This window comes from Haloprofundus sp. MHR1, from assembly GCF_005155585.1.
Lineage (GTDB): Archaea > Halobacteriota > Halobacteria > Halobacteriales > Haloferacaceae > Haloprofundus > Haloprofundus halophilus.
In genome coordinates this window covers 1,522,207-1,544,664 of the sequence record NZ_CP039833.1, presented here as the reverse complement: position 1 = coordinate 1,544,664, position 22,458 = coordinate 1,522,207, and the positions used below count along the sequence as shown (strand labels likewise).

The window sequence follows — 22,458 nt, the reverse complement described above, 5'->3', positions numbered from 1 at the left end:
CACGGACGGGGAGGCTTTACCTGTCGACGACGTAGCGTCGGGCGAGCCATGACCACTCCAGCGTACAACGGCTCAGCCGAACTCGACCTCACGCACGCCGAGTCGTGGGTCGTCCACGCCGCCGTTCTCGCGGCCATCGAGCGCACGCTCGACACCGGGCAGAAGCCGATGCAGGAACACGCCCTCCGCGAGAAGGTCGAAGAGGACGAAACGTTCACCGACAGCGAACTCCGGAGGCTCCGACAGATGCTCGCGACGTATCTGGAGTCCGCACCCGAACGCGACGTCGAACCCGGCGAAGCCGTACTCGGCTACATCCGCCGAACCATCGAATAACTGGCCCTCGGTCCCCGAACCGGGCGAACGCGCCGCCGTTTCGCCGCCCCGTCAGACCGACGACCGACTGACGAACCGTCCCCAGACCGCCCGTCGGTCGGCGGCCCACCGATACAGTCGCTCGCGGAGCGACGGGTACGCCGGCACTCGACGGAGTACCGAAAACACACCGTCGAAGACGGGATGCAACGCCGCGAGCACTCGCTCCGCGGCCGCTCCGCAGGAGTAGACAGTCTCGTCCGTGAGCAGATGCGCACAGTTCTCGTAGTCCGCCGGGAGGCGCGCGAGCTGGTCGTCGGCGAGTTCCGCGAAGCCGATCAACTCGAACTCGCCGTAGCGGTCGGCGACGACGGCACACCACGTGCAGAAGCCGCAGTCGTCGTCGTAGACGAGACGTGGCGCGGACATACGCTCCCGTTCGACGGCCGCCCCCTTAGTGTTCCCCGTTTTTCACCCCTCCCAGTAGCCGACGGTGTCGTCGCGGCGGTAGTAGCCCTCGACGACTCGCGGGGCGTCGCTGCCGGGAGCCGACCCGGCGAAGATGCCGACCTTCCCCGAATCCGGGTAGACGCTCACGTCCGGGTCGTCCATCGTCGACAGCATCAGATAACGGAGCGTCTCGCCGCCGTCGCTGCCGACTCGGTGGGCGCTCTCCTCGCCGGCCGGCAGTGCGACGTAGTCGCCTTCTCGCAGGTCGTACTCGTCGCCGTCGAGACGGAGCGTGCCGCGACCGGAGAGTACGTAGATTGCCTCCTCGTTGCCCGTGTGGAAGTGATAGGGCCACGAGTTTCCGCCGGGCGGGAGTTCGTAGAGACTGCAGCCGAGGCGGTCGCCGCCGGCGGCGCTGGCGAGTTTCTTCCGTCGGAAGTGGGTGTCGTCGCGCTCGGTCTCGGTCCAGTCGATGTCGGCTTCGTTGACGGGTTCCATACGCCGGCTTCGCGGGCGGTGGCTATCAAACCGGGTCGAAACGAATCGGACGCCAAAGGCAGTAATGGGGTGACGACGCCACGAGCCGTTCGCTCGCGGAGACGCCATCAGACTCGTCTGACTCGGCTGACGGGCCATCTGCTCACGCCGTTCGCAGAGACGTGCCCTTAAGTAGCTGACTCTCTCACCGTTCGGTAATGGGAATCGACCCGAACTTCGACGCAAACCTGGAGAAAGTCGGCGAGGAGAACGGCGTCGACGTGTGGGGACCCGTCGACCCGCCGGAGAAACTCGGCATCCACGGCACGCACGTCGCTGTCGACTACGACATCTGCTTCGCCGACGGCGCGTGTCTCGAAAACTGTCCCGTCGACGTATTCACGTGGGTGGACACCCCCGACCACCCCGAGAGCGAGAAGAAAGTCGAACCGACCTACGAGGACCAGTGTATCGACTGCATGCTCTGCGTCGATATCTGCCCCGTCGACGCCATCGACGTGGACGCGAGTCGAGACTGAGCCGCCGTCCGTCGCCGCGGACCTCCTCTCGAAGACGAGAGTCCCCGAGAGCGACCGGTACCCAGTTAGATAACGTCGGATGTGGCACTCACTAGTGTAATGACCTCGCAAGAAGTCACGGACACGCTAAAGCAGGCGTACATGGACGAGATAGAGACGGTGATGAACTATCTGACGAACTCTATCGTGCTCGACGGCGTCAGCGCCGAGGAGGTCAAGGAGTCGCTCCGCGAGGACATCCAGGAGGAGCTCGGCCACGCGGAGATGCTCGGCGAGCGGCTCAAACAGCTCGACGAGCAGCCGCCGGGCTCCGCCGAGTTCGAACCCCGACAGGAGACGCTCCAGCCGCCGGAGGACACGACGGACGTGTACTCCGTCATCGACGGCGTGCTCGACGCCGAGGAGGACGCTATCGAGACGTACCGCTCGCTCATCGAGCAGGCCGAGGAGGCCGGCGACCCCGTCACCGAGGACATCGGCGTGACCATTCTCGCCGACGAGGAGGCCCACCGCACCGAGTTCCGCGGCTTCAGAAAAGAGTACAAAGGCGACTGAGTCAATCTGCCCGTCGAGCGCGCCGTTCGTCGCTCGACCGGCGTACCGGACCAGTAACGTTAATACGGACAGAGAGGATAGGGACAGGTATGAAGCGCCGTGCCCAGCGCAAGATGGACGAACTTGAGCGCGAAAACTACGACGCGTACGTCGCGATGGGCGAAGTTCAGCTCGACGAGTAGCTGTATTCTCAGAACAGGTTGTCGAAGTGCGCACACCAGACAGCGTACAGCTCGTCGCGCTCGCGGAGCGTATCCATCCGAACGGTGACGAGGTCACGCCGAACCCGTTTCGAGTCGCGTATCGTAGTTACGATCCGTTCTCCGGGCCATCCAGACGGACGGATGTCGTTTTCGGCGAGAAGGTAATCCAGCGTGACCATCGCAGTTCGGTGGTTAGCGTCCGGGAAAAAGTGTTTCCCGACGAAAGCGCGCATCCAGTACGCACACTGGCAGTGCACCGCTGTTCGCCGAGGTAGTCCACGCATCACTCGCCGAAGGTTTTGATTACGGACGTTGCTGATACGACGTTCGGTAACTGCCGGAAGCAACCGGGTATCGTAGACGTGATCCGGGTTGTGATAGAATATCCGATTTCGGTCTTTGACGTCCTCCGCCTCGAGACACGAAAGATCGGTGATTCTGGTCACGGGTCGACAACCGAAACGGAACGGGTGACGACATTACAGTTACGGTTAGAGTGACAAAGAGCGACCGAAGTGTAGCCGCAGCGGAGTCAGTCCGCGGTCGCCGGACGCGCGTCGTCGACTGCGGTCGCCGTCTCCGCCTTCGCGTCGAGCGCTTCGATGAGCAGTTCGGCGACGTCGACGATTTCGATGTCGTCCTCGAAGTCGCCCGTTTTCCGCCCGTCCTCGTACATCGTCATGCACATCGGACAGGCGACGACGAACTTCTCGACCGCCGAGCCCGCGTCGGTGTCTTCTAGCGCCTCGCGGAGTCGCTCCTCGCTCGGTTTCGGCTCTTCGTCGAACTCCATCCAGAGCCCGCCGCCGCCGCCGCCGCAGCAGAAGGAGTCCGCGCGGTTGCGCGGCATCTCGTGGAGGTCGCAGCCGGTCGCTTCGATGATGTCTCGGGGTGCTTCGTACACGTCGTTGTAGCGGCCGAGGTGGCAGGGGTCGTGGTAGGTGACGGTGTAGTCGAGTTCGGTGCCGTCGAGTCCGAGGCGGCCCTCGGAGACGAGTCGTTCGACGACCTGCGACCAGTGGTACACCGGAATTTCTCCATCATCGTTCCAGTACTCGTCGTACTCGAACGGCATCACGGGGTCGTCGGCGAACTCGCCGAAGTCGATCTCCGGGTACTCGTTCTTCATCGTGTTGTACGAGTGCGGGTCCGTGCAGACGATTTTCTCGAATTCGCAGTCCTCGAACGTCTCGACGTGGTGGCCGGCGAGTTCGAGGAAGAGGAACTCCTCGCCGACGCGGCGGATGTCGTTGCCGTCGAACTTCTCGTCGTCGAAGAGGATGCCGAAGGAGACGCCCGCGCGCTCGAACAGCGTGGCGAGCGAGCGCGCGACCTTCTTGTTCCGGTCGTCGTAGCTCGGGTAGTCGCCGACGTACCAGAGGAACTCGACTTCCTCCTCGCGGGCGTCGGTGAGGTCGAAGTCGAGGGTATCGGCCCAGTCGGCGCGTTTGCGCGGCGGGTCGCCGAACGTGTTGCCCTTCTGCATCAGGTTGCCGAAGACGTCCTGCATGTTCGACTGGACCGCGCCCTCGTCGGTGAGTTGACGGTTCATCCGGGTGAAGGAGTTGAGGTGCTCGATTTCGACTGGGCAGGCGTCCATACAGGCCATGCAGGCCATGCAGGACTCCATCGTCGAAGCGTCGATGACGGCGTTACCGCCGTCGGCGATTATCGGCTTCGACTCCGTCTCGCCGGCGTCGAGCGACTCTCTGTAGGATTTGAGGTCGAGAATCACGTCGCGCGGGTCGAGCGGCCGGCCGGACGCTTTCGCCGGGCAGACAGACGAGCAGCGACCGCACTTCGTGCAGGCGTCCTGGTCGAGAATCTCCTTCCAGGAGAAGTCGTCGATGGATTCGGCGTTGACGTGGTCCAGGTCGGCGGGGACGCTCGGCAGTCGCTTGCCCGCCCTCTCGTCGCGGGTGACGACGTTGGCGAACGACGAGAGCATGTGGAACGGTTTGGCGTAGGGAATCCACGCGATGAACCCCAGCGCGAGAAGCGAGTGGCTCCACCAGCCGAACCAGTACAGCGACTCGGCCTGTCCGGCCGACATCCCCGCGCCGTCGAATACCAGCGCGAGGAAGTAGCCGACGAAGCTCACCGTCTCGAACTCGGGGAACCCGGTGCCGACGATGCGGAGCCCCTCGATGAGGTAGCCGCCGACGCCGAGCAGAAACAGCGTCCAGACGAACGCGTCGTCCTCCGTCGAGGTGTGTTTCCCCCAGAGTCGGTCGTGGCGGACGGCGTAGCGTCGGTACAGCGCCATGGAGACGCCGACGACGAACAGAAAGCCCATCGCGTCCATCACGAGCGAGTACGAGAGGTAGAAGTCCCCTCGGAAGAACGACCCCTGTCCGAGCAGTTTCGTCCAGATGTCCATGTCGAACGCGAGGATGGAGGTCCCGATGAACAGCGTCAGAAAACCCCAGAGGATGAACGCGTGCATCACACCCGCGTAGAGGTCGCGGTCGAACTGCTTCTCGTTCGAGAGGGCGATTCGGGCGGCGGTCCCGACTCGCTCGGGGAGTTCCGCGAGGCGGTCGACGGGTTCGTCGCTCCCGCGGGTGTAGCGGGCGAACCGCTCGTACACGCCGTAGGCGAAGACGAGAATGACCAACGCCGCCAGCCAGTAGAAGACGACCTCGCCGACGTGGCTGATAGTCCAGAACGTCGGACGCGTCGGCGCCTCCGCCTGCAGGAGCGCCGCTGGAACGCCCGGAGACGGCGCGAACGCGCCGCCCACCTGCAAATCTGTCATACTCAATCACCGGGGTACGGACCGGTTAAATCTTGCCACCCGCTTCGCCGCGCGAGAGAGCACGAACGGGGCGGAGCGGTAGACGGCGCGAGGGTCAGACGACCGCCCACGCCGCAAGAACTGCCGCGACGGTAAACCCGAGCCAGTCCAGACGGGCGAACCGGAGCATCGGCAACGTCGGGTTCCAAGCGAAGCAGCGAGCGCGGAGTGCGAGCGACAGTCGGTCTGCGCGCCCGAACGCGCGACCGAGGCCCGCTATCGCCGTGAGTTCGATGCGCTCGACGACCGGTCGCTCGTCGCCGAGTCGGGCGGCCATCGCCTCGCGGGTGCGCCGCAAATCCGAGAGCAAGAGCGGGAAGAATCGGAACACGAGCGCGATTCCCGTACCGAGGAACTGTCCGAGTTTCCCGGGCACGGTGCGCTGGACGGCCGCTCGCGTCTCGCGGACGGGCGTCGACCGGACGTAGGCGGCGGTGACGAACAGTACGAGGAGGGCGCGATAGCTGGCGAGCGCGGGGTCGATGGCGTCCGCGAAAACGACCCACGGCGGGCCGAGCGTCAGCGCCGAGACGAGCGGCCCGGCGGCGAGAAACGGGAGCACGAAGCGGTACCCCCGCAGCGCGGAGAGGGGCGAGAGACCCGAGGACGACAGAAGTGCGGCGGTCACACCCGAGAGCACGAGCAGGCCTCGGGGCGTCTCGTGGGCGAACGCGGCACCGACGAAAGCGAACTGCACGAGGAGCTTCGTCCGCGGGTCGAGGCGGTGGGCGAGCGAGTCGCCCGGCGAGTACGTCAGCACGGGTCGACCGGTGGAACGCGCACGTCGAGGTCCGCGAGCGACTCGCGGGTCGACGCCGATTCGGGGTCGCCGTCGACGACGACTCGACCGTCGGCCATCGCCACCACGCGGTCCGAAAGCGAGAGGAGGTCCCGCAGGTCGTGGGTGACGACGACGACGCTCGTCCCGTCGGCGCGGAGCGCCCGGAGACGGTCGAGCACCGAGCGCCGCGCGGGTTCGTCGAGACCGGTGAACGGTTCGTCCAGCACGAGATGCGTCGGTTCCATCGCCAGCGCGCCCGCGATGGCGACGCGTTCGCGCTCGCCACCCGAGAAGTCGGCGACGCGTTCGTCTTCTCGCCCCGCGAGGTTCACCGCCGAGAGCGCGGCGTCGACGCGGCGGTCGATTTCGGCGTGAGAGAGGCCGAGGTTCTCCGGGCCGAACGCCACGTCGGCGCCGACGGTGGCGGCGACGAGTTGGTCGCGCGGGTCCTGAAACACCATGCCGACGGCGACACGCGCGGCGACGAGGTCCTCGTGGACCGCTCTGCCGTCGACGGACACCTCGCCCGAATCCGGTTCGAGCAGACCGTTGAACTGGCGGACGAGCGTCGACTTGCCGGAGCCGTTCGCGCCGACGAGCACGAGGAACTCGCCGTCTTCGACGGTGAGCGACACGTCGTCGACGGCGACGGTGTCGCCGTAGCGGTGCGTGAGGTTGCGGACCGTTATCATCCTATGCGGCGGCGACGGCGTCCGAACGGACGATACCGACGGCGGCGGCGATCTTCAGCGCCTCGGCGGGCAGAAAGGCGGCCGCGCCGACGGCGAACGCCTCGCCGACGCCGACACCGAGTGTCAGCATCAGCCCGACCATCCCGAAGGCGTAGACGACGACGGTGCCGGCGACCATCGCGCCGACGAGCAGCGACGTGCTCGCCTCGCGGTACTCTCGGAGCGAGAGGCCTCGGTGGACGACGACGCCGACGAGCGCGGCGGCGACGGGGTACGACCAGAGGTAGCCGAGCGTCGGGTCGGCCAGCAGTGAGCCGAAGCCGGCTCCACCGCCCGTGAAGACGGGGACGCCCGCCGCGCCGGCGGCGAGATACAGCACCATCGCCGCGCCGCCCCAGACGGGGCCGAGCATGATTCCCGCGAGGAAGACGCCGAGGACCTGCAAGGAGACCGGCGCGGGCGACACTGGGTTCGGAAACGAGACGTACGCGAACGCGCCCACCAGCGCCGCGAACAGCGCGGCGCGGGCGACGTTCTTCGCCGTCTCGTCGCCGACGAGTTCGACGTTGTCTGTCGATGTGGCCATAGTTCGATTGTTTCGTAAACCCACTTTAACACCACGGTTTACGACATTCCGTACCCCGTGTGAGTTGGCAGTAGGCTTTTGTACGGCAGGGATGTCTAATAGCCACCATGGACGAGAAGACGGCGGAACTCCGGGACATCTTCATCGATGCTACCGGCTCGGATACCGTCACGGAGAGTCAGGAGGAGGGGCGGGGGTCCCTGACCGAGGACGAGGAGAACATCGAGCGACGACTCGACGAACTCGTCACGACGATGCGGAACCGGTACGAGTTCGCGAACGACCTCGAAACCGCGACGCTCGTGCAGGTCGTCCGCGGATTCTACGACGAGCAGTCGGACGAGGAACTGGCCGCGGAGCTGAATCTCGACGAGTCGGAACTGTTCGACGCGCGAATGGACCTCCACCTCGTGAGCGAGTCGGACCGCGACGCGCCGTTCGCACTCGACGAACTGCGGACGCTCGTCGTCGACGACGTGCCGATGAGCGACCGGGCCGCCGAACTCGACAGCGACGAGTCGACCGTCCGCCGGTACTCGGCGGTCGTCGAGGCCGACCAACGCTCGACGCGGGCGAACGACCGGTTCCGCGACGAGTTCGCCGAACTGCTCACCGATTCGGACCTCTCGGCGCGCCTCGTCGAGACCGCCCGCGAGGACGGCCTGAAAGAGGCAACCGAAGATATCGAGACGAACGTTTCCTTCTGACGCACCTTTTTACGCCTCGGGTTCGCGCAGAGCGCGAACCGCTCGGCGCAAAAATCTGCACCAAAAAGGCCGCTCGCTCGACCTGACGGCCTCGCTCGCGGTCGAACGGCTCGGCGAACCGCTCCGCACAGCACGATACTGCACAGCACCGAACCGGGCCGTAGGTTCAAATACCGGAGCGGGACCAACCCACCGCGTGCCGACGTTCACCGACCTCTCGCGGGCGACGTACTGTCCGCGACAACTGTACTACGCTCGCCGCGACGAGGACCGGGGACCGCCGCCGGAGGTCGCCGACGTTCGCGAGTTGGCGTTTCGCTACGAGGAACTGGTCGACGCCGACGACGAGGCGATTCGAGGGCTTCCCGTCGCAGTCGAACCCGACGAGTATCGGCGTGCGCTCGACCGACTCCGCGAACGCGACGAGTGGACGAGTCTCTGTAACCCCGCAGAGCGTGACCGCCTGCTTCGCGGGAGGGACGCGCGGGGAATCGCGCACAAGATTCTCCCGGACGAGTCCGAAGACGACCCGCCGACACCGACGCTCGTCTCGCCCGGCCACCCGCCGGAGCAGGGGGTCTGGAAGCCGCAGAAAGTGCGTGCCGTCGCGGCGGCGAAGGCGCTCTCGTGGGAAGAGGAGCGCGAGGTACCCCGAGCCCTCGTCGAGTATCCGGCAGTCGGCGCCGTGCGGACGGTCCGGCTGACGACCCGCGCGAAGGCGGCGTACCGAACCGCGGTTCGGACAGTGCGGTCGATGGACGGCCCGCCGCCGCGACTCCGCGGCAGCGACAAGTGTTCGTCGTGCGAGTACCGGAGTCGATGCGGGGTCAAGACGCGGTCGCTCCGGTCGTTACTCGGACTGTGAGCGCCGATTCCGGAGGAGTCACTCCCGCGCGAGCCACGCCTCGATGTCGTCGGCGCGCGCGCCGCGGCGGTGAACGACGTTCTCGCCGACGTCGACCACCGTGCTCTCCGCGCCGGGTGCCTCGCCGTCGTCGAGCACCGCGCCCACCGCGTCGCGGATTCGGGAGTCGAGTTCGTCGATACGGCGGACGCTTCCGGCCCCGCTCCGGTTCGCACTGGTCGCCGTCAGCGGCGTCGGCGCGAGTTCCGAGAGGAGTTCGAGCGCCAAGTCGTGGTCGGGGACCCGGATACCGACGCGCTCGCGTCCGGCGGTGAGCGCGTCCGGGACCACCTCTCGGCGGGCGGTGACGACGGTCACGGGTCCGGGGAGGAACTCGCGCATGAACCGAATCTCCCGGTCGGTCGGGTCGATGTACGAGAGCGCCGCGTCGACGCTCGGAGCGCCGAGCGACAGCGGCTTGTCGCGAGCGCGGCCCTTCAACTCGAACACGCGTTCGACGGCGTCGGCGTCGAGCGCGTCCGCGCCGAGTCCGTACACCGTCTCCGTCGGATAGACGACCGCCTCGCCGCGTTCGACCGCGGCGACGGCGTCTGCGACTGTGTCCATAGCCGTGGGTAGGCGCTCGGATAAAAAAGCGTGCTGCGTTCGGTCGTCGCTCGACTCAGACGAGGTCGTCGATAGCCGCCTCGACCTCGTCGTAGTCGGGGAAGTCGGGCCACTCGCTGGCGACCCACGCGTACTCGACGGTGCGGTCGTCGTCGAGCAGGAACACCGCCGGGCGCGCCTCGGCCACGCCCGCCATCCCGTCGAGGTCGTTCTCGACACCGTACTCGGCGGCGACGCCGTTCTGCGGGTCCGAGAACAGCGAGTACGACATCTCGCGTTCCTCGATGAACGTCTTGTGTTCGTACGGCGAGGAGATGGAGAGGCCGACGACGGTGAGCGTGTCACCCCAGTTACGGTCGCGGATCTCGTTCCACACGTACGTCGCCGGGAACGCGCCGTCCATCGTGTAGAACACGAGGAGGACGGGCCCGTCGGCGGTGAGTTCGGACAGCGACGCGTCCTCCCAGTACTCGGCGTCGACGAGCGGTCGGGTGAAGTCGGGCGCCGTGTCGCCGACGTCGACGTGGTCGGTCTCGGGGAGTTCGACGACCTCGAAGTCGACCACTACGCCGCACCTCCGTTGTCGGCGTCCACACCGCCGTCGGTCGCCGCCTCGCCGTACGTCTTGTCGAGATACTCGACGATGTTCGCCGACTCCGACATCGTCAACCCCGTGTTCTCGTCGACGATGGCCGGAACGGTCCGCTTGCCGGAGATTCGCCTGACGACGTTGCGCTCGGAGTGCATCGGTTCGACGAACCGCGACCGGTAATCGAGGTCGTACTCCCGGAGTTTACGGACGACGCGCTCGCAGTACGGACACGCCTGTAATCGGTACAGGGTGATAGCTGGGTCGTCGGACATGCGTCCCAGTACGAGCGTTCGCGGCCTAAGCGCTTCGCTCGCGGCACCTCCCTGACGGGGAGGACAACTCTTAATTCAGGGCCAAGATAAGAATACGTGTCACATGGGTTTGCCGCTGCTACACACGGCCTATTTTCCGCCTCATCAACCCGCGCAGGCGATTGGTCCTATCCCGATTAACTCGACGACTGTCGCCGTCGCCGGTGTCGTCACCATCGGGATTCTCGTCACGCTCTCGGCGTTCTTCTCCTCGTCGGAGATAGCGATGTTCTCGCTGGCGAAACACCGCGTCGATTCGCTCGTCGAGGACAACGTCCCGAACGCGGAGACGGTGCAGGCGCTGAAGGAGAACCCACACCGGCTCTTGGTGACGATTCTCGTCGGCAACAACATCGTCAACATCGCGATGTCCTCGATCACCACCGGGTTGCTGTCGTACTACAACTTCAGCGGCCTCGAGTCCGTGCTCATCTCGACGCTCGGCATCACGACGCTCGTGTTGCTGTTCGGCGAGAGCGCGCCGAAGTCCTACGCGGTCGAGAACACCGAGTCGTGGGCGCTGCGTATCGCTCGCCCGCTGAAGTACTCCGAGTACGTCCTCTACCCGCTGGTGGTGTTCTTCGACTATCTCACGCGGACTATCAACAAATTCACCGGCGGGCAGTCCTCCATCGAGTCGTCGTACATCACCCGCGACGAGATTCAGGACATGATCGAGACGGGCGAGCGCGAGGGCGTCATCGAGGAGGAGGAGCGCGAGATGCTCGACCGCATCTTCCGCTTCACCAGTACTATCGCCAAGGAGGTGATGACGCCGCGTCTCGACGTGACCGCCGTCCCGAAGGACGCGACCATCGAGGAGGCCATCGAGACGTGCGTGCAGGCCGACCACGAGCGCATCCCCGTCTACGACGGCAACCTCGACAACATCATCGGTATCGTCAACGTCCGCGACCTCGTCCGCGAGCAGCACTACGGCGAGGGCGGTAACGGCCTGAGCGACGTGGTCAACCCGACGCTGCACGTCCCCGAGTCGAAGAACGTCGACGAACTGCTGGCGGAGATGCAGGACAACCGCCTCCAGATGGTCGTCGTCATCGACGAGTTCGGCACCACCGAGGGTATCATCACGCTCGAAGACGTCGCCGAGGAGATCGTCGGCGACATCCTCGAAGGCGACGAGGAGGAGGCGTTCGACCCCGTCGACGAGCGGACGACGCTCGTCCGCGGCGAGGTCAACATCGACGAGGTGAACGAGGTGTTGGAACTCGAACTCCCGGAGGGCGAGGAGTTCGAGACGCTCGCGGGCTTCATCTTCAACCGCGCGGGTCGCCTCGTCGAAGAGGGCGAGAAGATCGAGTACGACGGCGTCGTCATCCACATCGAAGAGGTCGACAACACCCGCATCATGCGCGCGCGCATCACGAAGCCGGAGTCGCCGACGACCGAGAACGAGGAAGAGGCCGAGCAAGAGGGAGACCACGAACAGCCCTCCGAAACCGACCAACCGAGTCGAACGTAAGTCGAACGTAGTACGTGTCGGGCGACGACGGGGACGGTACCCGGACCGACCGCGACGGCTCATCGGCCGCCACCCGACGAACGTCGACGACACTCCCAACCGTCGTGATCCAGTCCGGGGCCGCAGACGTCGGAGTCGCGCCGGCGCCGCCGCGTCTACCGCCGTCGTCTCGGCGGACGCCGAGGACGGTAGCGGGGGCGACAGCGACGGAGAGACGGTCTCAGGGCGACAAGAGCAGGTCGACGCCGGTGAAGATTCCGTACCCTAACGCGAGTGCCAGCGCCAGCGACCCGACCCACGCCAGCACCGTGTACAGCATCTTCTGCCGACTCACGCCGCTCCCGCCGGCGGCGTAGCCGCTGCCGATGATGGCGCTGACGATGATCTCGTTGAACGAGACGGGGATGCCGAAGGCGACGGCCGCCTGCGCGATGGCGAACGAGGGGATGAGCGCCGCGATGGAGCGCCGCGGCCCGAGCGAGGAGTAGTCCTGTGCGATGGCTTTTATCATCCGCGGCGCGCCCGTCCACGACCCGGCCAGGAGCCCGAGACCCCCGCCGACCAGGACGACGACCAGCGGGATCGGCGTCGCCGGGCCCAGGAGCGGCACGAGCGGTCCGATGGCGAGGCCGACCTGACTGCCGCCGGCCGAGAAGGCGACGAGACCGCCGAGCGCCAGGAGGAACCGTCGCTGGCCGGCGGCGGCGTCGCGTCGCATCTCCCGGTACAGCGCGGCGGTGACGAGCGCCGCGAGGGCGAGCGTCACGACGAGACGGCCGACGGGAACGCCGGACACCGACGGGATGCCGAGTCGGGTCGCCGCGGCGGTTGCGATGCTCGCCCCGGCGCTCCCCGGACCGAGCACCGAGAACTGGACGTTGGCGACGAGCGCGCCGACGAGGCCCGCGAGGAACGGTACGGCGGTCCGTTCGGCGACGCGTTCGGACCGGAGGGTCTTGGCCGTCGCGTAGGCGATGCCGCCGCCGACGAACGGCGTGAGAACCCACAGCGCCACGATTTCCTGGTACTTCGCCCACGCGGGAGCGCCGCCGAGCGCGAGCCCCACGCCGACGACGGCGCCGGTGACGGTGAACGCCGTGGCGATGGGGTAGCCGGTGAAGACGCCGACGGCGACGAGCGCCGCGGCGGTCAGCAGTCCGACTATCGCCGCGATGGCCGACAGTTGGACGCCGACGATGAGCTCCGTGCCGACCGCCTCGGTGACGCTCGCGCCCTGCAACACGGCCCCGGCGAACCCCAGGATGCCGACGATGAAGCCCGCCCGCATCACGGAGATGGCGTTGGCTCCGACGGCGGGGGCGAACGGCGTCGACCCCGACGACCCGGCACCGATGGCCCACGCCATGAACAGGCTGGCGATGGCCGCTACGACGAACGTCGCGAGGGTTTCGACGGCTACCATTCTGGTCTCTCCTGCGCGCGCAGTTTACAAGTGCCTACCGGGAACCGGCGAGTTTCGGCACGAACTCGTCTCGTCGGTGACACGGGTCGAATCAGCGTCGGCGTCCTTCCTGGTACCCCTGCTGGAGACCGGTGACCGTCCGCCGGACGAAGAGATACGCGAAGAAGACGAAGAGCAACATGGCGACGACGAGACCGACGAACACCGGGTCGTTACCGAGCGCGTCGACGACGGTGTCGACGAGGGAGCCCTGGACGACGACGGACGACGAATCGGACATAGCGACCACTCGCCGCGGCGGCCCTATAGCCGTTTCGCCCGGGAGGGACGAGGAGACGCCGAGGTGAGGGGGAACGCTCTTGTGTACCGCCTCGGAATCGGGGGTAGATGGCCGGTCTGTTGCCCTCCAGCCCCGACACCTCCGACGCGGACCCCGGCGACCCGCGTGTCATCGGCCTCGACAGCGACGCCGCCGACGAACTGCTCTCGGCGCTGTCGTCGCGGACTGCCCGACGCGTCCTCGCGGCGCTGCACGAGGAACCGACGACGCCCGCCGCCCTCGCCGAGCGCGTGGACACCTCGTTGCAGAACGCCCAGTACCACCTCGGCAGTCTCGAAGAGGCGGGTATCGTCGAAGTCGTCGGTACCGCCTACTCCGAGAAAGGCCGCGAGATGAAGGTGTACGGTCCCTCCGACAGGGCCCTGGTCGTCGTCGCCGGCCGCGAGGAGGAGACGAACGGGCTCCGGGCGCTCCTCTCTCGACTCGTCGGCGGTGTCGGTGTGCTCGGGGTCGCCAGCCTCGTCGTCGACCGACTGCTCGGCGGCCCGACCGCCGAGTTCTCGCCGTTCGCCATGGGATCCGACGGCGGGGCGGAGGGACAGAGCGGCGAGTACACCGCGGAGGCGGGTGATGGCGGCAGTGCGACCGGCGGAGGTGGTGCAGACGGCGACGCAGGAGACGACGCGGACAGCAGCGACACAGGAGACGACGCGGGCGACGACGCCGGAGAGTACGACGCGAGCGCCGACGGTAACGAGAGTGTGACGGTCTCGGAACCGACCGAGACCGCGGACGGGACGACCGCCGGGGTACAGACGGAGGCGACTGTCGAGGAGGGTGCGGCGACGCAGACGCCGACGGAGACGGCCCAGTCCGACGCGGCGACGGAGACGTACGCCGAGACGGCGACGGCGGCCGACGACGGGGGAACGACGACGCAGACGGCCGCCGACGCCGCGACCGAGGTTTCGGGCGGTGTCTTCGACGCCGGCGGGCAGTCGCTCGTCGACGTCCTCGTCGCCTCGCCGGGGTTTCTGTTCTTTCTCGGCGGCGTCGCGGTGCTTCTGGTCGCGCTGTACGTCCGCTCGCGGCGATAGGTGAAACGGGCGTTTGACCTTACGGTGCGTATTTGACACCTGGACCGGTAGACGAGAGTGCAACCGCCTCGCTTCGGCCCACCGTGACCGTCGTCTTCCCTCGACGTCGCGCCGGTCCGCGTGCTGACCGAACGGACCGACGAGGCGGTGCGCGGCCCTCCAACCCTCCGACCCTCCGTTCGCCCTCCTCCCTCTCACCCTCAACGCCCGAAAGCCGCGGTTACGTCGGTTACCTCGGGTCGATACGGAACGTCTCGAACACGTCGCCGTCCGGCGTGCAGAGACGACCACAGAGGCCGTCGCCTTCGGGTGTCAACTCGGCGTGCGCCGCCCGATAGCCGCGCGGTTCGGCGTGACTGCCCGGGTTCAGAAGCGCGAGCGGCCCCGTCGCGTCGAACCCGGGCCGGTGGCTGTGGCCGAAGATGACCGCGTCGGCGTCGCGTTCGCGTCCGAACAGCGTCAGCGCCGTGTCGCCGCCGCGACGCGTGTGCGTGACCGCGAATCGGACTCCGGCGTACTCGACGGTCCGGGCGGCGGGGAGTCGCTGGCGAATCCCGGCGTCGTCGTTGTTGCCGCAGACGCCGCGGAACGTCGCGGCCTCGTCGACGAACGCGTCGAGCACCGTCTCGGTCACGAAGTCGCCGGCGTGGACGACCATCTCGGCGTCGCGGACGGCCCGCAACGTTCTGCCTCGCAGTCGATGCGATTCGGTCGCGTGTGTGTCGGAGACGACGGTGAGCACAGCGGGTGTAAGTGCCGGTGGATACTGAAACCACCCGCTGGCTTGCCGGTGCGGGCAAAACGGCTATTAGTTAGCGCCGTGACCGGTTGGCTATGGCAGGAAGCAAGTCGGTCGTCATCGCCGCGCTGATAGCCAACGGGGCGATTGCGGTGATGAAGTTTCTCGGCTATCTGCTGACCGGCAGTCCCTCGATGCTCTCCGAGACGTATCACTCCATCTCTGACACCGGTAATCAGGTGTTCCTGCTGGTCGGTATCCGCTACAGCGGGAGAGACCCGAGCAGACAGCACCCGTTCGGCTACGGCAAATCGCAGTTCTTCTACAGTTTCCTCGTCGCGGTGATGCTGTTCGGTATCGCCGGATGGGAGAGCCTCAAACACGGTTACGGCGCTATCATGCATCCCGGACACGGAGCCGAGTATCAGGTAATCGACTTTCTCGGATTTAGCTTCAACTCCGTCTGGGTGAACGTCGTCGTCCTCGTCGGCGCGATCGGCTTCGAGACGTACGCGTTCGTGAAAGCAAACGGGGAACTCCAGCGACAGATAGACGAGTACGGCTGGAGCGGCGTCCCCGAGGCGTTCCGCAGGACCAGCGACGTGACGACGCTGACGGCGTACACCGAAGACGCCATCGCGCTCGGCGGTGCGGCCATCGCGCTCGTCGGTGTGCTGCTGTCGTACTTCCTCGACGCACCCATCTACGACGCCGTCGCGTCGCTCGTCATCGGGTTCCTGCTGATGGGCTTCGCCGTCGCGCTGGCGTGGGAGAACAAGCGTCTGCTCATCGGCGAGAGTCTGCCGTCGGACGTCGAAGAGAAGCTCGAAGCGGTCATCGCCGAGCATCCGGGCGTGACGGGAATCGACAGTTTCCGCTCGGTGTTCGTCGGGGCGCAGAAGGCACTCGTCACCGCGGAGGTGCAGTTCGACGGAGAGTTCGACACCGGCGACCTCGACGCGGACATCGCGGAGATAAAGTCGAAACTCGAAGCGGCGGACAACCGCGTCTCGTACATCAACATCGAACCCGAGACGTGAGCGGTCCGGAGAGAGACCCGAGACGAACGAGTCGCTGGCTCGTCTCGGTGAACGCGAGAAAAACGCACTTGGTACGACAACTGTCGCACCGAGGCGTCGGTGTCCGACTATCGACACCACCCCGTTTCCGGATACCACGGGTCGATATATAAATTCTGCTGACGTTCTCAGTGGCAGAAACGTGTCGTCGCGCGGAGGACGCGAGACGGAGGCGAGACGAGCGGTCAGTCGTCGAGCGCCAGCGACGCCAGAAGCGCCTCCAACTGCACCTGTTCGTTCGCGCCCTCGGTGATGCGGTAGTCGGCCTCGCCGATGCGTTCCATGAGGCGGACCGCCGCGCGGTCGTCGAGACCGAACTCCCACACCGAACGGTGCAGTTGGTCGATGATGTCGCCGCCGGCCATCCCCACGTCGGTGAGCAGGTGGTCGAGTTTCGACCGCGCGGCCGCGAAATCGCCGTCGAGCGCCCGCGTCACCATCTCCTCGATATCCTCGGGGCGGGCGGTGGAGGTGATAGCGTAAACCGCCTCCTCGTCCACCGTCTCGCCGGTCGTCGCCGCCGCCTGCAGCGAGTTGATGCCGCGGCGCATGTCGCCGTTGGCCGCGTAGACGAGCGCGTCGACGCCGTCGTCGGTCACCTCGATGCCCTCCGTCTCGGCGATGTGGCGGACCGTCTCCTCGACGGCGTCGTCACCCAGCGGCGAGAACCGGAAGACGGCGCACCGCGACTGGATGGGGTCGATTATCTTCGAGGAGTAGTTGCACGAGAGGACGAAGCGGGTGTTGTCGGCGAACTGCTCCATCGTCCGGCGCAGCGCCGACTGGGCGTCGTTGGTCAGCGAGTCGGCCTCGTCGAGGAAGATGATTCGGTAGTCGTGGCCGCCGAAGGAGGCGCGCGCGAAGTTCTTGATGCGGTCGCGCACCACGTCGATACCGCGTTCGTCGGAGGCGTTGAGTTCCAGGAAGTTGCCGCGCCAGTCGTCGCCGTACACCTCGCGGGCGATGGCGGTGGCGCAGGTCGTCTTCCCGACGCCCGCCGGCCCCGCGAACAGCAGGTGCGGCAGGTCGCGCTGTTCGATGTAGCTCTGGAGGCGCTCGACGATTCGGTCCTGCCCGACGACCTCGTCGAGCGTCTGCGGGCGGTACTTCTCTATCCAGATTTCGCGACCCGGCGTTCCCTCGGCCTCGCTCATACCATAGCAAGGAGTCGGTCGCCCCATAAACTCCCCGAGACGACCGCGAGGTGAGAGGAAAGCGCCGGACGGAAACGCTGAAACCGCCCCGGAACCCACCGCGCGTATGGACGTGAGCGTGGAGATAGTCGGGGAGGAGAGCCGCGAGGTGGCCGTCGACGACGACGCGACGTACGCCGACCTCGTCTCGGCCGTCGGCCTCAGCCCCCACGAGGTGTCGGTGCTCGTCGACGGCCGGCCGGTACCCGAGGACCAACCCGTCGAGGCCGACCGGGTGAAGGTGCTTCGACTCATCAAGGGCGGATGAGAGACGCCGAGGGCCAGCCGTGACCGACCCAGAGCGGACGGCGACTATCAGAGTCGCCGACGGCGACGAACTCGTCGACGTGATGCGCGTCCTCGACGGCGCGGTGCTCGAACTCGACGCCGAGACGGTCGAAGCCGGACTCGGCACCGACTCGGTACTCGTCGCCGAACGGGGCGGCCACGTCGTCGGCGCGCTCGTCCGCGACGACGACCACGTCGAAGCGGTCGCGGTTCGACGACAACACCGAGCCGAAGGGATAGGCGGTGCGCTCGTCCGGGACGCGCTCTCTCGAACCGGCCACCTCACGGCGGAGTTCGACCCGCGGGTGCGCGAGTTCTACGAGTCGCTGGGGTTCGAGATACGCGAGCGGAACGGGCGACTGTGGGGAGAGAAGCGAAATCGCGCGCGCGACTAATCGGTCCGACCGCCGTCGCGGGCGGCTTCGAGGACCGCCGCGGTCTGAGCGCGCATGCAGACGGCCGATTCGGGACAGAGGTCGGCGAACTGTGTCGTCTCCCGTATCGGCGCGGGGGCGTCGTCTCGTTCGCACCGTCGGAAACCGAGCGACTCGAAGTAACCGGCCGCGGTTTCGGTGAGGAGATACAGCGTCTCGACGTCCCGCTCCGCGGCGTGGTCGGCGGCCGCAGCGGTGAGTACGCGTCCGTATCCCGTCCCGCGGGCGTCCGCTTCGACGGTCACCGAACGGAGAAGGGCGGCGTCCCCGTGCAGTTCGACCCCGCTGACGCCGACGGTCTCGCCGTCGACGGCGGCGACGAAGAACTGCGCGGGCGCGGTCCGCACGTCGTCCGCCGGGAGGCCGGCCCGTCGGAGCATCGACGCGACGGAGTCGAGCGCCGACTTCGAGGCCGGTCGGACAGAGAGGTTGCGAGACATCAGTCGCCCTCAGACGAAGGACGCGACGAGTTTCCGCCCCTCGACGAGCAGGTCGGTGACGCTGTCGGCGCTCTCCGACTCGGCGTAGACGCGCATCTTCGGCTCCGTCCCGCTCGGGCGGACGAGCAGCCACGACCCGTCTTCGAGCAGCAGTTTGAACCCGTCGAGCGTGACGACTTTCGACACTTCGCGGCCCGCGACCTCGTCCGGAATCTCGTCGGAGAGGTCGTCGAGGACGCGGGCTTTCTCTGAGTCGGGACAGTCGACGCTCACCTTGTCGGCGTGAATCTCGCCGTGTTCGGCTTCGAGGCGGTCGACCCGCGAGTCGAACGGCTCCTCGGCGGCGATGGCGGCCGCGAGAAGCGAGACGAGGACGCCGTCTTTCTCGCGGATGTGGCCGCGGACGCTGAAGCCGCCCGACTCCTCGCCGCCGACGAGCGCGTCGTGTTCGCCCATCGCCTGCGCGACCCACTTGAACCCGACCGCCGTCTCGAACACTTCCTCGCCGTGGGCCTCGGCGATGCGGTCGATGAGGAACGTCGTCGACACCGTCCGAATCGCGGGGCCCGAGTCCGCTTCGAGCAGCGCGTCGTACAGCGCGGCGAAGAAGAGGTTCTCGTCGAGGAAGCCGCGTTCGGGCGTGACGACGGCGAGTCGGTCGGCGTCGCCGTCGTTGGCGATGCCGAGGGCCGCGTCGCGTTCGGAGACGGCGTCGACGAGGTCACCGAGTAGTTCCTCGCTCGGCTCGGGCGACTCGCCGCCGAACGTCGGGTCGTCGTCGCAGCGGAGGCGGATCACCTCGGCCCCGGCGGATTCGAGCAGGGCGTCGGTGACGCCGCGGCCGCTGCCGTGCATCGCGTCGTAGACGACGGTCGTCCCCGAGAGGTCGGCTTCGACGAGGTCGCGGGCGTGCTCGGCGTGCTCGGTGACGAAGTCGACGCGCCGCACCTCGCCGCGGTCGTCGACGGGGTCGCGCGGCTCGGCGAGGCGCTCCTCGACGGCCGTCGTCACCTCGGGGAGCGCGGGCGCGCCGTCCTCGGGGATGAACTTCACGCCGTTGTACTCCGGCGGGTTGTGCGACGCCGTCACCATCAGCGCGCCCGAGAGACCGCGCGAGACGATGTTCCACGCGAGAACGGGCGTCGGGCAGTCGCGCTCCGGCAGCAGTACGTCGAAGCCGTTGTCCGCGAGCACCTCGGCGAGGCTCTCGGCGAAACCGGGCGAGGACTCGCGGGCGTCGTAGCCCACGGCGACGGGGTCGTCGTACCCCTCGTCGCGGAGGTAGTCGGCGACTGCCTGTCCGACGATGCGGACTCGGTCGTCGGTGAACGTGTCGAGCGTCGCTCGCCATCCGTCGGTGCCGAAAGAGATCGCGTCCATACGGCTACGTCCCGGGCAGCGGCAAAAAAACCACCTGCAGGCTTCGAGTCGAAACGGTGGGCGACGGGGGAAACGCCGCGGCGTCGACGGCCTCCGAGTGTCAACGGGTAAACTGGTTCTGCAAGCGTTCAACGCCCTTTTGAGCGTCCGCATCCAATCGAAATCAATGACACGCGTCGTCGCAGTGTCCGGGAGCCGTCGTGACGGCAGCTACACCCGCGAGGCACTGAAGTACGCCCTGAACGCCGCCGCCGACGTCGGCGTCGAGACCGACTTCATCGACCTCGGTGCGGTCGACCTCCCGCTGTACCACCCCGACGAGGACGAACAAGGCGAGTCCGCCGACTTGATGCGCCGGATGCGCAGGGCCGACGGCGTCCTCCTGGGGTCGCCCGTCTACCACGGCTCGTACTCGTCGGCGTTCCGCAGTTTCCACGACTACTGCTCGTTCGACGAGTACGAGGATACGGTCGTCGGCCTGCTGGCGACGGCCGGCGGCGGCTCCTACGGCAGCACGCTCGAACACATGCGCAGCACGGTCCGCGGCGTCCACGGCTACGTCGTCCCGCACCAGGTCGGCATCCGAAAGGCCTACGAGAAGTTCGAAGACCGCGCGGAGCCGGCGGCGAACGGCCAACCGGCGTACGAACTCGTCGACGAGGCTATCGAAGAGCGAATCGAGAAACTCGGCCGGACGGTGGCCGAGCACGCAAAACAGGTGAGCGCCGGAAACAGTCCGTTCGCGAACGAGTAGGTTCCCGAGCGCAGTGAGCGGCTCGGGCCGTCGGTCGGCGTCAGTACGTCCGTTCGGTGGCGACGACATCGGAGAGCGTGGCGGTCAACTGGGCGACGCTCGCTTCGACGGCCTCCTCGTGGAGTCCGCGTACCTCACGCGCCCCGGCTCGGTAGTCGAGCAGCCCCGCGTCGTCGAGTTTCGGAAGGTGCGTGTGGTGAAGTGCGAGCTCAAGCCGTTCTGCGGCTTCGGGGTCCGCGTCCTCGGGATCCGCGTCCTCAGCGTCGGCGCACCGTTCGGCGAGTTCGGCCGTCGAGACGGCGGGCCGAGACACGGAGTACAGATACGAGAGGGTCCGTCGGCGGACCGGGTCCGCGAAGGCGTCGAGCAGTTCCTCGTCCGTACGGGAGACTGTTCGGCTTCGGATTACCCTCGACAGAGGGTCGGTAGGAACCGCGTCATCCGACATGGATGCAGTGACGGTATCGAGCCCGTTAATCCGGCGGGTAGTTGCAACAAGGCCCTCTTGTGAGACGGCGGCGACCGGTCGTCGACGGCGGTCGGCGGTACTCCGAAGACGGAACCTCGCCCGAACAAGCGCGTCTGTCCCTGTCCACTTCCGTCGACGCCGCCGGCGTCACGCGTACAGTTCGTCGGCGAACAGGTGTTCGAGCAGTTGTTCGTTGCCGCGGCGGATGCGCTGTGAGAGCGCCTGCTGGGTGATTTCGAGTTCGTCGGCGAGTTCCGTCAACGTCACGCGACTCGGCGAGTCGAAGTAGCCGCGCTCGAACGCCAGAAACAGCGCTTCGCGCTGTTCGTTCGTCAAGTCGATGCGTTCGTCGCGGAGGTTCGCCTCGCTCAGCGTCTGTAAGCGGCCGAGCGTGAACGGAACGTCGTGAGCCAGGAGGTAGTCGTGAAACGACGAGAGCCGCTCGTGGGAGTGAAACAACAGACGAAAGTTCCAGCTCTGGTCGTCGTAGCCGCGCGCGTGGAGAATCACGCCGTTGGCCTCCGCCAACCCGTCGACGAAGCCGTACACGTCGGAGTTCCAGACGACGGAGTAGAGCGTCCGCCCCTGGACGCGCTCGACGACAGTCAGGTCGTCGACGAACCGACTCGAACGGACGCGGGACTCGAACGAGTCGAACTCGCCGCCCCACGCCCAGAAGATGGGGAGCACCTGTCCGCCCGCCGGGACGAGGCGCTCGAACTCGACGTGGAACTCGTCGTTCGCGGTGAGCAGCGTCCCCAGCGGGAACGAATCCGACGCGACGTGGAGTTCGGTGACGACGGCCATCGGTCGCGTCGAGCTACAGCGCGAGGTTAGAAGAAAGACGGGACACGACGCTCGAAGCGAACGTTCGGTTCCGCGAACGGAGCGCAGATAGCCGAACTGCCGTCGGGTCGAACCGA

29 protein-coding genes are annotated in these 22,458 nt (G+C 66.9%); 11 read left to right on the top strand and 18 right to left on the bottom strand.

The features are described from left to right. Positions 1 to 48: 48 nt before the first annotated feature. Complete coding sequence (locus tag FCF25_RS07760; RefSeq protein ID WP_117593433.1) at positions 49 to 336, top strand: hypothetical protein; 288 nt, start codon at positions 49 to 51, stop codon at positions 334 to 336. 51 nt (positions 337 to 387) lie between these two features. Here the strand turns inward: FCF25_RS07760 and FCF25_RS07755 are convergent, their stop codons facing one another. Both FCF25_RS07755 and FCF25_RS07750 read right to left on the bottom strand, forming a co-directional pair. After that, on the bottom strand, positions 388 to 744 hold the full coding sequence (locus tag FCF25_RS07755) for a thiol-disulfide oxidoreductase DCC family protein (RefSeq protein ID WP_117593435.1): 357 nt from the start codon (positions 742 to 744) through the stop codon (positions 388 to 390). Positions 745 to 786: 42 nt separating this feature from the next. After that, a complete protein-coding gene (locus tag FCF25_RS07750) occupies positions 787 to 1,263 on the bottom strand; it encodes a cupin domain-containing protein (RefSeq protein ID WP_137048043.1) in 477 nt (158 codons plus the stop codon). 197 nt (positions 1,264 to 1,460) lie between these two features. Here FCF25_RS07750 and FCF25_RS07745 point away from each other — a divergent pair, with 197 nt between their 5' ends. Continuing rightward, on the top strand, positions 1,461 to 1,781 hold the full coding sequence (locus tag FCF25_RS07745; protein ID WP_117593439.1) for a ferredoxin family protein: 321 nt from the start codon (positions 1,461 to 1,463) through the stop codon (positions 1,779 to 1,781). A 99-nt stretch (positions 1,782 to 1,880) separates the two neighbouring features. Continuing rightward, positions 1,881 to 2,336, top strand: coding sequence for a ferritin-like domain-containing protein (locus FCF25_RS07740; protein ID WP_117593441.1), 456 nt, complete (start codon positions 1,881 to 1,883; stop codon positions 2,334 to 2,336). A gap of 190 nt (positions 2,337 to 2,526) precedes the next feature. Here FCF25_RS07740 and FCF25_RS07735 read toward each other — a convergent pair whose 3' ends face one another. The 5 genes from FCF25_RS07735 to FCF25_RS07715 all read right to left on the bottom strand — a co-directional run bounded on the left by FCF25_RS07735 (position 2,527) and on the right by FCF25_RS07715 (position 7,395). Beyond that, on the bottom strand, positions 2,527 to 2,718 hold the full coding sequence (locus FCF25_RS07735; protein ID WP_137048042.1) for a hypothetical protein: 192 nt from the start codon (positions 2,716 to 2,718) through the stop codon (positions 2,527 to 2,529). Between the two features lie 353 nt (positions 2,719 to 3,071). Beyond that, entirely contained in the window at positions 3,072 to 5,297 is a 2,226-nt protein-coding gene (locus FCF25_RS07730; RefSeq protein ID WP_137048040.1) for a (Fe-S)-binding protein, read from the bottom strand. A gap of 94 nt (positions 5,298 to 5,391) precedes the next feature. After that, complete coding sequence (locus FCF25_RS07725) at positions 5,392 to 6,096, bottom strand: energy-coupling factor transporter transmembrane protein EcfT (protein ID WP_137048038.1); 705 nt, start codon at positions 6,094 to 6,096, stop codon at positions 5,392 to 5,394. Next, the gene (locus FCF25_RS07720; RefSeq protein WP_137048036.1) at positions 6,090 to 6,809 is read right to left on the bottom strand and encodes an energy-coupling factor ABC transporter ATP-binding protein; all 720 of its coding nucleotides are present in this window, start codon (positions 6,807 to 6,809) and stop codon (positions 6,090 to 6,092) included. The genes FCF25_RS07725 and FCF25_RS07720 overlap by 7 nt, the downstream gene beginning before the upstream one ends. Position 6,810: 1 nt before the next feature. Further along, positions 6,811 to 7,395 (bottom strand): biotin transporter BioY, encoded by a 585-nt coding sequence (locus FCF25_RS07715; protein WP_137048034.1) that lies wholly within the window; start codon positions 7,393 to 7,395, stop codon positions 6,811 to 6,813. 107 nt (positions 7,396 to 7,502) lie between these two features. Between FCF25_RS07715 and FCF25_RS07710 the strand changes: the two genes are divergently transcribed. After that, a complete protein-coding gene (locus FCF25_RS07710) occupies positions 7,503 to 8,102 on the top strand; it encodes a conditioned medium-induced protein 4 (RefSeq protein ID WP_117593451.1) in 600 nt (199 codons plus the stop codon). Positions 8,103 to 8,298: 196 nt separating this feature from the next. Next, a complete protein-coding gene (locus tag FCF25_RS07705) occupies positions 8,299 to 8,967 on the top strand; it encodes a hypothetical protein (protein WP_137048033.1) in 669 nt (222 codons plus the stop codon). 18 nt (positions 8,968 to 8,985) lie between these two features. Here the strand turns inward: FCF25_RS07705 and FCF25_RS07700 are convergent, their stop codons facing one another. The 3 genes from FCF25_RS07700 to FCF25_RS07690 are packed head-to-tail and all read right to left on the bottom strand — an operon-like array spanning position 8,986 to position 10,437. Beyond that, a complete protein-coding gene (locus FCF25_RS07700) occupies positions 8,986 to 9,573 on the bottom strand; it encodes an L-threonylcarbamoyladenylate synthase (RefSeq protein ID WP_137048031.1) in 588 nt (195 codons plus the stop codon). Positions 9,574 to 9,628: 55 nt separating this feature from the next. Then, positions 9,629 to 10,138: a redoxin domain-containing protein gene (locus tag FCF25_RS07695; protein WP_137048030.1), complete on the bottom strand. Its 510-nt coding sequence runs from the start codon at positions 10,136 to 10,138 to the stop codon at positions 9,629 to 9,631. Next, positions 10,138 to 10,437, bottom strand: coding sequence for a glutathione S-transferase N-terminal domain-containing protein (locus FCF25_RS07690; RefSeq protein ID WP_117593459.1), 300 nt, complete (start codon positions 10,435 to 10,437; stop codon positions 10,138 to 10,140). The genes FCF25_RS07695 and FCF25_RS07690 overlap by 1 nt, the downstream gene beginning before the upstream one ends. A gap of 103 nt (positions 10,438 to 10,540) precedes the next feature. Here FCF25_RS07690 and FCF25_RS07685 point away from each other — a divergent pair, with 103 nt between their 5' ends. Beyond that, on the top strand, positions 10,541 to 11,959 hold the full coding sequence (locus tag FCF25_RS07685) for a hemolysin family protein (protein ID WP_117593461.1): 1,419 nt from the start codon (positions 10,541 to 10,543) through the stop codon (positions 11,957 to 11,959). A gap of 220 nt (positions 11,960 to 12,179) precedes the next feature. On the opposite strand, the gene FCF25_RS07680 is transcribed toward FCF25_RS07685, so the two are convergent. After that, the gene (locus FCF25_RS07680) at positions 12,180 to 13,382 is read right to left on the bottom strand and encodes an inorganic phosphate transporter (protein ID WP_117593463.1); all 1,203 of its coding nucleotides are present in this window, start codon (positions 13,380 to 13,382) and stop codon (positions 12,180 to 12,182) included. A 91-nt stretch (positions 13,383 to 13,473) separates the two neighbouring features. Beyond that, positions 13,474 to 13,662 (bottom strand): hypothetical protein, encoded by a 189-nt coding sequence (locus tag FCF25_RS07675; protein ID WP_117593465.1) that lies wholly within the window; start codon positions 13,660 to 13,662, stop codon positions 13,474 to 13,476. 107 nt (positions 13,663 to 13,769) lie between these two features. On the opposite strand from FCF25_RS07675, the gene FCF25_RS07670 reads away from it, so the two are divergent. Further along, positions 13,770 to 14,759, top strand: coding sequence for a winged helix-turn-helix domain-containing protein (locus FCF25_RS07670; protein ID WP_137048028.1), 990 nt, complete (start codon positions 13,770 to 13,772; stop codon positions 14,757 to 14,759). A gap of 229 nt (positions 14,760 to 14,988) precedes the next feature. Here FCF25_RS07670 and FCF25_RS07665 read toward each other — a convergent pair whose 3' ends face one another. Further along, on the bottom strand, positions 14,989 to 15,501 hold the full coding sequence (locus FCF25_RS07665; protein WP_137048026.1) for a metallophosphoesterase: 513 nt from the start codon (positions 15,499 to 15,501) through the stop codon (positions 14,989 to 14,991). Between the two features lie 92 nt (positions 15,502 to 15,593). On the opposite strand from FCF25_RS07665, the gene FCF25_RS07660 reads away from it, so the two are divergent. Then, positions 15,594 to 16,538: a cation diffusion facilitator family transporter gene (locus FCF25_RS07660; RefSeq protein ID WP_137048024.1), complete on the top strand. Its 945-nt coding sequence runs from the start codon at positions 15,594 to 15,596 to the stop codon at positions 16,536 to 16,538. 224 nt (positions 16,539 to 16,762) lie between these two features. On the opposite strand, the gene FCF25_RS07655 is transcribed toward FCF25_RS07660, so the two are convergent. Then, on the bottom strand, positions 16,763 to 17,731 hold the full coding sequence (locus FCF25_RS07655; RefSeq protein ID WP_117593473.1) for a replication factor C small subunit: 969 nt from the start codon (positions 17,729 to 17,731) through the stop codon (positions 16,763 to 16,765). Between the two features lie 106 nt (positions 17,732 to 17,837). Here FCF25_RS07655 and FCF25_RS07650 point away from each other — a divergent pair, with 106 nt between their 5' ends. Both FCF25_RS07650 and FCF25_RS07645 read left to right on the top strand, forming a co-directional pair. Further along, complete coding sequence (locus tag FCF25_RS07650; protein ID WP_117593475.1) at positions 17,838 to 18,038, top strand: ubiquitin-like small modifier protein 2; 201 nt, start codon at positions 17,838 to 17,840, stop codon at positions 18,036 to 18,038. A gap of 19 nt (positions 18,039 to 18,057) precedes the next feature. Further along, on the top strand, positions 18,058 to 18,453 hold the full coding sequence (locus tag FCF25_RS07645; RefSeq protein WP_254425848.1) for a GNAT family N-acetyltransferase: 396 nt from the start codon (positions 18,058 to 18,060) through the stop codon (positions 18,451 to 18,453). Here FCF25_RS07645 and arsN2 read toward each other — a convergent pair. Together arsN2 and FCF25_RS07635 are read right to left on the bottom strand one after the other, a co-directional pair. After that, the gene (gene arsN2, locus FCF25_RS07640) at positions 18,450 to 18,932 is read right to left on the bottom strand and encodes an arsenic resistance N-acetyltransferase ArsN2 (protein ID WP_137048022.1); all 483 of its coding nucleotides are present in this window, start codon (positions 18,930 to 18,932) and stop codon (positions 18,450 to 18,452) included. The genes FCF25_RS07645 and arsN2 overlap by 4 nt on opposite strands. A gap of 9 nt (positions 18,933 to 18,941) precedes the next feature. Beyond that, a complete protein-coding gene (locus tag FCF25_RS07635; RefSeq protein ID WP_117593479.1) occupies positions 18,942 to 20,312 on the bottom strand; it encodes a phosphoglucomutase/phosphomannomutase family protein in 1,371 nt (456 codons plus the stop codon). Positions 20,313 to 20,478: 166 nt separating this feature from the next. Between FCF25_RS07635 and FCF25_RS07630 the strand changes: the two genes are divergently transcribed. Next, the gene (locus FCF25_RS07630; protein ID WP_137048020.1) at positions 20,479 to 21,066 is read left to right on the top strand and encodes an NADPH-dependent FMN reductase; all 588 of its coding nucleotides are present in this window, start codon (positions 20,479 to 20,481) and stop codon (positions 21,064 to 21,066) included. A gap of 40 nt (positions 21,067 to 21,106) precedes the next feature. Here the strand turns inward: FCF25_RS07630 and FCF25_RS07625 are convergent, their stop codons facing one another. Both FCF25_RS07625 and FCF25_RS07620 read right to left on the bottom strand, forming a co-directional pair. After that, positions 21,107 to 21,514 carry a hypothetical protein gene (locus FCF25_RS07625; RefSeq protein WP_117593483.1) on the bottom strand — a complete coding sequence of 136 codons (408 nt, stop codon included), beginning with the start codon at positions 21,512 to 21,514 and terminating at the stop codon, positions 21,107 to 21,109. 168 nt (positions 21,515 to 21,682) lie between these two features. After that, a complete protein-coding gene (locus FCF25_RS07620; protein ID WP_137048018.1) occupies positions 21,683 to 22,342 on the bottom strand; it encodes a helix-turn-helix domain-containing protein in 660 nt (219 codons plus the stop codon). Positions 22,343 to 22,458 lie beyond the last annotated feature (116 nt).

Excerpts from the sequence above, each read along its gene's own strand:
- FCF25_RS07760 (WP_117593433.1), top strand. The coding sequence starts at position 49 with ATGACCACTCCAGCGTACAACGGCTCAGCCGAACTCGACCTCACGCAC.
- FCF25_RS07755 (WP_117593435.1), bottom strand. The coding sequence starts at position 744 with ATGTCCGCGCCACGTCTCGTCTACGACGACGACTGCGGCTTCTGCACG.
- FCF25_RS07750 (WP_137048043.1), bottom strand. The coding sequence starts at position 1,263 with ATGGAACCCGTCAACGAAGCCGACATCGACTGGACCGAGACCGAGCGC.
- FCF25_RS07745 (WP_117593439.1), top strand. The coding sequence starts at position 1,461 with ATGGGAATCGACCCGAACTTCGACGCAAACCTGGAGAAAGTCGGCGAG.
- FCF25_RS07740 (WP_117593441.1), top strand. The coding sequence starts at position 1,881 with ATGACCTCGCAAGAAGTCACGGACACGCTAAAGCAGGCGTACATGGAC.
- FCF25_RS07735 (WP_137048042.1), bottom strand. The coding sequence starts at position 2,718 with ATGGTCACGCTGGATTACCTTCTCGCCGAAAACGACATCCGTCCGTCT.
- FCF25_RS07730 (WP_137048040.1), bottom strand. The coding sequence starts at position 5,297 with ATGACAGATTTGCAGGTGGGCGGCGCGTTCGCGCCGTCTCCGGGCGTT.
- FCF25_RS07720 (WP_137048036.1), bottom strand. The coding sequence starts at position 6,809 with ATGATAACGGTCCGCAACCTCACGCACCGCTACGGCGACACCGTCGCC.
- FCF25_RS07715 (WP_137048034.1), bottom strand. The coding sequence starts at position 7,395 with ATGGCCACATCGACAGACAACGTCGAACTCGTCGGCGACGAGACGGCG.
- FCF25_RS07710 (WP_117593451.1), top strand. The coding sequence starts at position 7,503 with ATGGACGAGAAGACGGCGGAACTCCGGGACATCTTCATCGATGCTACC.
- FCF25_RS07700 (WP_137048031.1), bottom strand. The coding sequence starts at position 9,573 with ATGGACACAGTCGCAGACGCCGTCGCCGCGGTCGAACGCGGCGAGGCG.
- FCF25_RS07690 (WP_117593459.1), bottom strand. The coding sequence starts at position 10,437 with ATGTCCGACGACCCAGCTATCACCCTGTACCGATTACAGGCGTGTCCG.
- FCF25_RS07685 (WP_117593461.1), top strand. The coding sequence starts at position 10,541 with ATGGGTTTGCCGCTGCTACACACGGCCTATTTTCCGCCTCATCAACCC.
- FCF25_RS07680 (WP_117593463.1), bottom strand. The coding sequence starts at position 13,382 with ATGGTAGCCGTCGAAACCCTCGCGACGTTCGTCGTAGCGGCCATCGCC.
- FCF25_RS07675 (WP_117593465.1), bottom strand. The coding sequence starts at position 13,662 with ATGTCCGATTCGTCGTCCGTCGTCGTCCAGGGCTCCCTCGTCGACACC.
- FCF25_RS07670 (WP_137048028.1), top strand. The coding sequence starts at position 13,770 with ATGGCCGGTCTGTTGCCCTCCAGCCCCGACACCTCCGACGCGGACCCC.
- FCF25_RS07660 (WP_137048024.1), top strand. The coding sequence starts at position 15,594 with ATGGCAGGAAGCAAGTCGGTCGTCATCGCCGCGCTGATAGCCAACGGG.
- FCF25_RS07655 (WP_117593473.1), bottom strand. The coding sequence starts at position 17,731 with ATGAGCGAGGCCGAGGGAACGCCGGGTCGCGAAATCTGGATAGAGAAG.
- FCF25_RS07650 (WP_117593475.1), top strand. The coding sequence starts at position 17,838 with ATGGACGTGAGCGTGGAGATAGTCGGGGAGGAGAGCCGCGAGGTGGCC.
- arsN2 (WP_137048022.1), bottom strand. The coding sequence starts at position 18,932 with ATGTCTCGCAACCTCTCTGTCCGACCGGCCTCGAAGTCGGCGCTCGAC.
- FCF25_RS07635 (WP_117593479.1), bottom strand. The coding sequence starts at position 20,312 with ATGGACGCGATCTCTTTCGGCACCGACGGATGGCGAGCGACGCTCGAC.
- FCF25_RS07630 (WP_137048020.1), top strand. The coding sequence starts at position 20,479 with ATGACACGCGTCGTCGCAGTGTCCGGGAGCCGTCGTGACGGCAGCTAC.
- FCF25_RS07625 (WP_117593483.1), bottom strand. The coding sequence starts at position 21,514 with ATGTCGGATGACGCGGTTCCTACCGACCCTCTGTCGAGGGTAATCCGA.
- FCF25_RS07620 (WP_137048018.1), bottom strand. The coding sequence starts at position 22,342 with ATGGCCGTCGTCACCGAACTCCACGTCGCGTCGGATTCGTTCCCGCTG.